The sequence below is a fragment of the Paucilactobacillus oligofermentans DSM 15707 = LMG 22743 genome, assembly GCF_001434315.1.
In the GTDB taxonomy this organism is placed as follows: Bacteria; Bacillota; Bacilli; order Lactobacillales; family Lactobacillaceae; genus Paucilactobacillus; species Paucilactobacillus oligofermentans.
In genome coordinates, this window is the sequence record NZ_AZFE01000001.1 from 53,956 (window position 1) to 63,320 (window position 9,365).

Below are 9,365 nucleotides of genomic sequence, written 5' to 3' on the forward strand. Positions count from 1 at the left end.
TCGGTAAACCTGAATTTCATCAATTTTTTTAATAATCATTAATCAGCCGCGTTAAAACAAACCTAATTGTTGTGGCGGCTTTGGACCTAAATTAGGGAATTGTAACTGCAGCAAACGTTGTAACTCCAATGCATTGTCCGCTGCATCGTGGCCACCATTATTATTAAAAATAATACAGCTATCAGCAGTTCCATTCGCTTTAATTTTAGTCGCTAAGTTAGTTAATTCTGCCGTGGTATACCGATAATTGGTTCGTTCTTTTCGCCATTGACTCCCTGAATCTTGCCAGCCCCGTTTATTTTGACCATGGAGTCGAATAATTTTAGTTTGCTGATTTAAAACAAACGCTGCCGAATTAGTTAATCCTTGTGGTTCATCGACCGCGACTAAATCATAGTTTAACTCCTGAAAAAAATCGGGTAACGTTGGTAATACTGCTTCATCAAACCACGTCATATTGCGAAACTCAATTGAAATCGGTAAATCAGCCATTAATGACCGTAATGACATCAGATATTGAATATTTTCATGGGTTGCATTAAAAGTGGGTGGAAATTGAAATAGTACGGTTTTTAATTGATTAGTTGTCGTTAATAACTGCATTCGTTCCCGAAAATCAGTAAATATTTGTAACCGAGCAGGTTCTGTAATTGGTTGATCTACATTCGGATGCATCGTCATTTCACGATTAGCTTTAACAATGAACTGAAACGCACTTGGTACTTGTTTTAGCCACATTAAAAAGGTCGCTGGTTTAGGAATCCCATAAAAGGTTGTATCCACTTCCGCCACAGGAAAAACAGCGGAATATTCAGATAGCTGAACGGCCCGCTGTTCGTCATTTATTAAGTTAGGATGATCACTCCACGTGGTAAGTCCAATTGTAATCACAGTAATTACTCCATCAATAAAATAGTTTAACTTTTTTTCGTTCCTCGTCAGTGAGGTCACCATCGAGTTGACTAGCTAGTTCACGGCCACTTCGTCGATAGTTTCGTTGTAATAACGATAAACAAATATTGATTACCGCTACTAACATTACCATTGCCAACGCATTTCCTTGTGTAAATTGGCGACCAAAGAAATTCATCACGTCTCCGGAAATCAAAATACTATATGTTAGGTAAATAAAGAAAAAGTCAGAGATCACCTGGATTGTCTTCAGAAGCCGCAGTTGTTTCACTATGCTATCAATTCGTTCAATAATTGTTTGTCGTGACATTTTTCTCACCTCTTAACATTATTGTAACGATTCTGGCAAAATAGTTAAAGTATTTCATACACGTAAAGCCTCGAAAAACTCAACTGCATCTTGTTGAACCATTGTAAACGGAAAGTTAAATTGCAGTGGTTCTTGATTAATCGCAATCACCTTGGCATGCGGATTACGATATTCTAGTAACCCGGCAAACGGATAGACCCGCATCGAAGTTCCCACAATCACAATTAAATCAGCTGCCTGTAAATAGTCCACTGATTGTTGTAAGTTAGTTTGCTTAATACCTTCATCATATAGCACAACGTCCGGACGTAAGGGTCCGCCACAAGCTTTATGAATTCGGCTATTTAAGTATTGCTGCCAATCAACGGTTTGATGACACTTTTCACAGTACACCTGAAATAAATTACCATGAAAATCAATTAAATTTTGGGTACCGGCCGTTTCGTATAAATTATCGATATTTTGAGTAATAACGGCGGCTTTTCCGCGTTGTGTCAACGCCGCTTGTTTAGTATGAATCACATTTGGTTTAGCCGCTGGAAAGTATAAATTTTGCTTACTAAACTGATAAAAGCCATCTGGATCAGTGACAAAATAGCGATGACTTAAATAATATTCAGCGTTCTTATCCTTGGTATATAAACCATTTGCCGATCGAAAATCTGGAATCCCGGAAGCCGTTGAAACGCCAGCTCCGGTTAAAAAGACAATGTGGTTGGCATCATCAAATTGTTGTTGAATTTGAGAATTCACTACCATCACTTCCTTACAATATAGGGCACGTGCATTTCTTCAAGTAGTTCTTGCACGGTTTTATCATACATTTCTTTGAAAAAGGTATCCGTATTTTCCTTCGGCGCATTCACGACAAATGAATTTTGATGGTCACTGCGTTGTAAGGCAATATAAGCTTTTTCGCCAGTTTCTTTATTAATCATTTCGGAATGGAAAACTTCAAATAATTGGCGCGTTTCTAAACGCAACTGACGTTCACTAACGACCGTCGAAAGAGTTGTAAACTCCGTGGTATGTAGTGCTGGCAAACGCCATTCATTTAATTGTTGGTCAAATTGTTTAAATAATTTTACGATTGCGCGCCGCATCGTAAATGGTGAATCAATTGGCTTCGCCATCAAATCACGATACATTGTTTGGGCGGCTTTAAAAGCAAGCGGATAAAGTTCTGACAGGTGGGTTGCCACCGTATCAATTCGCTCACCCATAAAGACGCAAGTATCAAGTAACGTCAATAAACGTAAGGTTCGTTCATCATCATTGTCGGCAATTTCAGGAGTTAACGTTTCATCAACGCCCTTAATATAGAGCGCTTCAATTTTAGAATCAATCAAATTATGTTTTCGTTGTTCATCAACCACAATCACATGCATCGCCACATCATATAAATCAGTGGCCATAATCATTAATTGTTCGTCCAGTTTTTCATCCCCAAAGGATACTTGAAAAAAGATTTGAGGAAAGCCTTGCATAATCATCAATAGATGAAGTAACTCATGTGATGCCGTGTAATTTGGTGCTGTCACATCAGTTACGGTGATTTCAATGCCGCCTTGTAAAGCCTCTTGTTTGGCTTGATCATGGCGTAAATAGCCCTTTTCTTCATCCCCAAAATGAACTAATACTACACCGGGGTAAATCTTGTTTACTTGGTCGAGTAATTCTTCAACCGTACTATTCAATGCAATTGTCATTATTTATTTCCTCTCATTAATGCTAATTCTTTAGTAGCAGTGGCTTGATCAACGTTCGTCATTTTAGACAACCGCGCGACCAGTTGATTAACTTCTGTTGCCGTGGCACCAACCGCTAACGCTAAGCTGCGATATTGTAATCGCATATGCCCCGCTTGAATCCCTTCACTCGCTAACGCTTTTAGCGCGGCTAAATTTTGGGCCAAGCCCACACTCGCAGTTACCTGTGCCAATTCACTTGCGGTGGTTACTTTTAAAATTGCTTGATTAACTTTAACCGTGGGAACAATCCCAATGGAGCCACCAACCATACCGACTGGCAGTGGTAAGGTGATTTCACCTTGTAAGGTATTACCTACAATCGTCCATTGTGATAAGCCCCGATATTGACCATCTTTAACTGCATAAGCGTGCGCACCACTTTCAATTGCCCGCCAATCATTCCCCGAAGCAATCATCACCGCATCAATGCCGTTCATGATGCCTTTGTTGTGGGTCGTCGCCCGATATGGATCAACTTGTGCCAACTGACTTAGTTTTACAATTTGATTGGCGACCTGCATGCCATCATTTCCAAGACTGTCAATTGGAATGGCACACGTGGCTTGTTGTAAGCTTTCCGTCGCTAAATTAGTTAAAATTGCCGTCACAACTTCAAATCCTTGTGTGATTAACCAAGATTTAACCGCTTCACTCATGGTATTGACCACGTTAGCCCCCATGGCTTCACTAACATCAATTAGTAAATCAAGGGATACAAAGCCATCTAGCTGGCGGACTTTAATCGTTTTCGCTCCCGCACCCCGGGCTAGCATTGACGGATAAGCTTGGTTAGCAATTTCAATTATTTCTAATTGATGTTGAACAAGCCAATCATTAGTCAGCTTAAAATCATCAATATTTTCAAGTACGATTTGGCCGATCATTAACCGCGGGGTTCCCGGGGCCTTAAAACCACCAGTTTGGCCAATAATTTTAGCCGCATGGCTAGCTGCCGCAATCACTGATGGTTCTTCAGTGACCATTGGAATCACGTATGCTTTTCCGTTAACCACAAAATTAACCGCCACACCCTCTGGCAATTCATAATTAGTTAGATAATTTTCAATCATCTGTGAACCCCAAAAAGAAGTGTGAGCTTGTAACTGCTCCACTTCTTCTGCGGTTAAATTTAAATGTGCTTGGATTAACTGTTGTCGTTGTTCCACGGACAACCGATAAAATCCACTTTGCCAATCAGCCATCTTAATACCTCGAACTACTTCTTAACTACAGCTTCTTCTCGACTTTGGATATATTCGGCAATCACACCTTCACGAACACCGCTCTCTGAAAAAATCACCCGGCCATCACTATTTCTTTGTAGCAAACTAACTAACGGTAGCATACCACCAATAATAATATCAGCTCGATCAGGTTCTAAGCCTGAGATCTTTTTTCGTTGCGCAAGATTCTTATTCAATAATTCCCGATACGTTGCATAAACGGCCCGCGATGATAATTGATAACCATGAATACTGCCACGCCCTTGGCGCTTATAGTTGCGACTCATTCGCGCTAGCGTTCGATTTGCTCCACCTAGTAAGACAATTGGTACATGACTAGCGAACTTAAGCCACGGAATTTTAGTTAGTCGTTCATTTACAGATACCTGCGCCTTAAATAAATCAGTCGCTTTAACATACCCACCTAGATGAAACTGTTCGGATAAATTAACGGCACCAATCGGAATCGAAATTAAGTTTCGTGCTTTACGATGTTGTACTAAAATCAATTCTACACTGGCACCACCAGTGTCTAAAATTAAACAGTGGTCTAATTCTAATGTTCTAATTACCCCAAGATAATCATAATATGCCTCTTTAGCGCCAGTAATGACTTGTAAATCAATACCAGTCTCCTTCTTCACCCGTAATAAAAATTCTTTTTGATTTCGCGCCTGTCGTACTGCGGCAGTCGTAATTGCTCGCACCGTTAAATGGGGCAAGCCAATATATAATCGTTTGAATCTTTTTAGGGCTGCAATTGTCCGATCCATAGCTGCAGGCTGCAGCATTTTTTCTCTGCCCATACCTTCTGAGATACGTGAATCTTCCTTTACACGCTTCACTTCTCGATAGGTTCCATCGGTCTCGATTTCAGTAATTGCCATTCTAACAGAGTTGGAACCCAAGTCGACAATCGCTAGATTCTCCAAAGTTTCACCTCCCGTTATTTTGTTTTGTCTTTTCTCATAATAAATTCTCTTATATCATACCATTTCAGACACCAATACACACAAAAAATTCACGATAAGTTGTATTTATGCATAAAAATCAGCCGGTTTACGTTAAGCGTAGACTAGCTGATTTCTTTATTAATTATTTAAAATAGTTAATTCCCATTGCATCCTGAACTTCTTCAAGGGTTTGGTTAGCAATCCCATTCGCTTTTTCAGAACCTTCACGTAATACTTGATAAACATAATCAATATCTTCTGCATATTGAGCACGACGTTCACGAATTGGAGCCAACACGCCTTCCAAAACTTCATTCAAGTAACGCTTAATTTTGACGTCACCTAAACCACCAGCTTGATATTGATCCTTCAAGTCAGCGACTTTGGCTTTATCAGTATCGAAAATATCAAGATAAGTAAAGACCGTATTGCCTTCAACGTGACCCGGATCAGTCACTTGAATATGCAAAGGATCAGTATACATTGACATGACTTTCTTCGAAACTGTGTCAGCATCATCAGAAAGATAGATGGCGTTATTCAATGATTTACTCATCTTGGCATTGCCATCTAGTCCAGGAATGCGACCTTGGCCTTTAGCTGGAAAATAGCCTTCTGGTTCCACTAAAATATCTTGATCATAAGTTCGGTTAAAAGTCCGCACAATTTCACGGGTTTGTTCTAGCATTGGTTCTTGATCATCACCAACGGGTACTGTATCAGCCTTGAAGGCTGTGATATCGGCAGCTTGACTCACTGGATAGATAAAGAAACCAGCCGGAACACTTTCACCGAATCCTTTTTGTGCAATTTCTGCTTTAACGGTTGGGTTACGATTCAAACGAGCGACTGAAACTAGGTTCAAATAGTGCATGGTTAATTCACTCAAGGCTGGAATTTGTGATTGAACGAGAATCGTTGATTTTTTGGGATCAATACCCACAGCTAAATAATCTAAAGCCACCTGAGTTAAACTATTGCGAATTTTTTCTGGATCGCGAGCGTTATCGGTTAAGGCTTGTTGATCAGCAATCATAATAAACGTGTCATAGTTACCTGAATTTTGTAATTCAACCCGGTTTTTTAATGAACCAACGTAATGACCAATATGTAATTTACCCGTTGGTCGATCACCAGTTAAAATAATTTTTTTTGTCATATTTTTCTCCTTTTTTATGCGAAAAGCGCCCATTGCAAAAATTGCAATAGGACGCCATCTGCGCGGTACCACCTAATTTGTAGCCATTTGACTACCACTTTAACCCTTACGGCGGGCAACCATTTAACCAATTCGCGTTTTGGAAGTTCTCTCACCAAATCAACTTCTCGCTGGACTCACGCTACTAAATTCACTACCAATTTTACTGATAACTACCGCAAATGTAAAGCGCTTTTCACGACTCAATCACTTGTTTTAATCCCCAAAACGGCATACAATTAATAGACTTATTTAAACGGAGGTTCTTTAGTGACTGAAAATGATGAACGACAACTAGAACAAACACGTGTTGATTTCGTAATTACCCAAATCGACGACCAAATTGATGAAGCAAACGCCGCTGTTAATACCGCCCATGATGAAACACGGGCCGTGGAAAAAAACTACAGTGCTAATGCTTCCGTCAACCTATATGAAGTTGATGATGCGATGGATACTAACGTTCAAATTCAACAACAACGGCAACTAGTTTCACGAACCGTTGAAAATGAAACTATTTTAAAAAATCAATTAACAACCCTACAAGAATTACAGGAATCACCTTACTTTGGCCGCATTAACATTAAAGATGCTGGTGATGACGAAGAAGCTCTTTATATCGGGGTCGCTTCGTTGATGAATACCGCTAAAACTGACTTCCTAGTCTATGATTGGCGAGCACCAATTGCCGGAATCTATTACAATGGCTCATTAGGTGACGTTGAATATCCAACCCCCAATGGCACCCAAACCACTGAGCTAACAAAGAAACGTCAATTCACTATCGCTCATGGTCAGATTACCAACATGTTCGATACCAATGATACGGTGGGCGACGAAATGCTACAAGCCGCCTTAGGATCACAAAATGATCAATTAATGCAAAACATCGTTGCCACCATTCAAAAAGAACAAAACGATATTATTCGTGATACGACCAGTGATTTATTGTTAGTTCAGGGAGCTGCGGGTAGTGGTAAAACTTCAGCGATTCTGCAACGAATTGCTTATTTGCTTTATCATAGTCGTGCGTCACTAAATGCCGATCAAATAGTTTTGTTCTCACCAAACCGCTTGTTCAGCCACTATATCTCGGAAGTTTTACCGAGTTTAGGTGAACGTAATATGCGGCAAGTAACCTTTGCTGAATTCTTAACACGGCGGTTTGAAGGATTAAATGTTGAAACTATTTTTGAACAATTCGAATCACAACATGGGCTGCCCAAACCAGTTCAAAAATTTCTAGCCAGTGCGGACGTCATGACGGCAGTTGAAAATTATACTCAATCACTTTCTGCGGAAACGATTGAATTTATTGATATTGACTTCGAAGGCCAAGCATTCTTTACCGCTAGTCATATTCGTCAACTATTCGCTGGCACTCCCGATAAAATGAGTTTGACCGATAAAACCCTTGCCATCAAGAACGCGCTGATCAAGGAACTAAAAGGACATATTAAAACAGCTGCCAATTCCGATTGGATTCAAGATGAACTTGAAGGCCTACCAACGGCTAAACTTCGTGAACTATACGGCGAGCACAGTGCTGACGATTTCGAGTCCGAAGATGAGCAACTAACTTACCTTGGCAAGCGGCTGGCTACTAATCGCCTACGAGTCGTTTATAATGCCATTTACAACAACCATTTCATCGATCATTACTTCCAATACCAAGATTTTTTAAACAGTTTACACCTTAAAAATATCGATTTCAGTAATACCATTACCGATTACAATCAGGCAATTGAGTTTCATCAAATGCCACTAGAGCATAGTGCTCCGGCCCTATATTTACGTGACTTGATTACTGGTTCTGGTCAAAATCGCCAATTAGAATATGTCTTCATTGATGAAATGCAAGATTATTCTGTTGCCGCCTTAATTTACCTTAAGCATATTTTCCCAAAAGCAAAATTCACCATTTTAGGTGATAGTGAACAAGCTTTATATTCAGATATTGAGGCCCCTGAAGTTTTACTCCAGCGTTTGAGCGAATCATTATCAGCGAAAAAAACTAATTTAATTTCATTGAATCGTAGTTACCGTTCCACCACTGAAATTACTAACTTTGCTAAAGCAATGTTACCTGATGGTGATAAGATCATTCCGTTTAGTCGGCATGGGTCGTTACCTAAAGTTATTGAATGTAATGATAAAACTCAATTCAAAGACGCACTCGTCAACGAAGTTCGTACGTTAGCTGATCAATTTGAAACCATCGCGATTCTTACTAAAACGAAGGCTCAAGCCAATGAAGCTTATCGAATTTTACGCCAACTTAAAAATAGTAAACTATTAAGCGCAAATGATCGTGTCTTACCCAGTGGGATTTTAATAATGCCAATTTACTTGGCAAAAGGTCTTGAATTTGATGCGGTGGTTGCCTATGATGCTTCAGCGACTAACTATCCTAATCAACACTCAGCCGGAATTCTCTACACCATTGCTTCGCGAGCAATGCACCAGCTTAGCTTAATTAGTCTTGGTGAAACTAGCCCCTTAGTCACCCATAATCAATCCTTAATTACCGATAAATAAAAAACGAAGTCGGATGAATTAAATTCATCTAACTTCGTTTTTTTAATCCATAAAATCGAGATAACTAAGTGCTTTAGTTTTGGTTTCATTACCTACAACTGGTGAAGTTGACAAGTAATGTATTATCCCTGATTTATGTTGTGCCGGTGTTTCTAGTTGATGAACAGTCCCAATCACGTCATCATGAATAACTTTAGATTTGTTGGTAAATAATGTCATTCCTTGATCAAATAGCAGTACCGCTGCAATCATGATTGTGACTAATAAAATTCCTTTTTTCACGTTAGTCACGCTCCTCCCATTTATAACAAAAGCCTTATTTAGACTATTATTAATTATATAGTATATGCCATTAAACATCAAGCGATAATTTTATTGTTATACTAATCAAAATTAATATCATTAAGCTGTTGATAAATTTAACCACAAAAAAACACGAATCAATTAAGATTCGTGTTTTTTAAATGCATGGCGACGTCC

9 protein-coding genes are annotated in these 9,365 nt (G+C 39.4%); 1 reads left to right on the forward strand and 8 read right to left on the reverse strand.

Going from position 1 to position 9,365, the window contains the following annotated elements:
• Positions 1-51: 51 nt before the first annotated feature.
• The 7 genes from FC70_RS00260 to trpS all read right to left on the reverse strand — a co-directional run bounded on the left by FC70_RS00260 (position 52) and on the right by trpS (position 6,308).
• Positions 52-891, reverse strand: a complete 840-nt coding sequence (locus FC70_RS00260) for a DUF72 domain-containing protein (protein WP_057889040.1) — start codon at positions 889-891, stop codon at positions 52-54.
• A 13-nt stretch (positions 892-904) separates the two neighbouring features.
• Positions 905-1,222, reverse strand: coding sequence for a hypothetical protein (locus tag FC70_RS00265; protein WP_057889041.1), 318 nt, complete (start codon positions 1,220-1,222; stop codon positions 905-907).
• Between the two features lie 54 nt (positions 1,223-1,276).
• Positions 1,277-1,975 carry an NAD-dependent protein deacylase gene (locus tag FC70_RS00270; protein WP_057889049.1) on the reverse strand — a complete coding sequence of 233 codons (699 nt, stop codon included), beginning with the start codon at positions 1,973-1,975 and terminating at the stop codon, positions 1,277-1,279.
• A 5-nt stretch (positions 1,976-1,980) separates the two neighbouring features.
• Positions 1,981-2,931 (reverse strand): hypothetical protein, encoded by a 951-nt coding sequence (locus tag FC70_RS00275; protein ID WP_057889042.1) that lies wholly within the window; start codon positions 2,929-2,931, stop codon positions 1,981-1,983.
• Positions 2,931-4,175 carry a hydroxymethylglutaryl-CoA reductase, degradative gene (locus FC70_RS00280; RefSeq protein WP_057889043.1) on the reverse strand — a complete coding sequence of 415 codons (1,245 nt, stop codon included), beginning with the start codon at positions 4,173-4,175 and terminating at the stop codon, positions 2,931-2,933. The genes FC70_RS00275 and FC70_RS00280 overlap by 1 nt, the downstream gene beginning before the upstream one ends.
• 14 nt (positions 4,176-4,189) lie before the next feature.
• Positions 4,190-5,128, reverse strand: coding sequence for a Ppx/GppA family phosphatase (locus tag FC70_RS00285; RefSeq protein ID WP_057889044.1), 939 nt, complete (start codon positions 5,126-5,128; stop codon positions 4,190-4,192).
• A gap of 163 nt (positions 5,129-5,291) precedes the next feature.
• Entirely contained in the window at positions 5,292-6,308 is a 1,017-nt protein-coding gene (gene trpS / locus FC70_RS00290; RefSeq protein ID WP_057889045.1) for a tryptophan--tRNA ligase, read from the reverse strand.
• A 309-nt stretch (positions 6,309-6,617) separates the two neighbouring features.
• On the opposite strand from trpS, the gene helD reads away from it, so the two are divergent.
• Positions 6,618-8,885, forward strand: a complete 2,268-nt coding sequence (helD, locus tag FC70_RS00295) for an RNA polymerase recycling motor HelD (protein WP_057889046.1) — start codon at positions 6,618-6,620, stop codon at positions 8,883-8,885.
• A 42-nt stretch (positions 8,886-8,927) separates the two neighbouring features.
• On the opposite strand, the gene FC70_RS00300 is transcribed toward helD, so the two are convergent.
• Positions 8,928-9,167, reverse strand: a complete 240-nt coding sequence (locus FC70_RS00300; RefSeq protein ID WP_057889047.1) for a hypothetical protein — start codon at positions 9,165-9,167, stop codon at positions 8,928-8,930.
• Between the last annotated feature and the right edge of the window lie 198 nt (positions 9,168-9,365).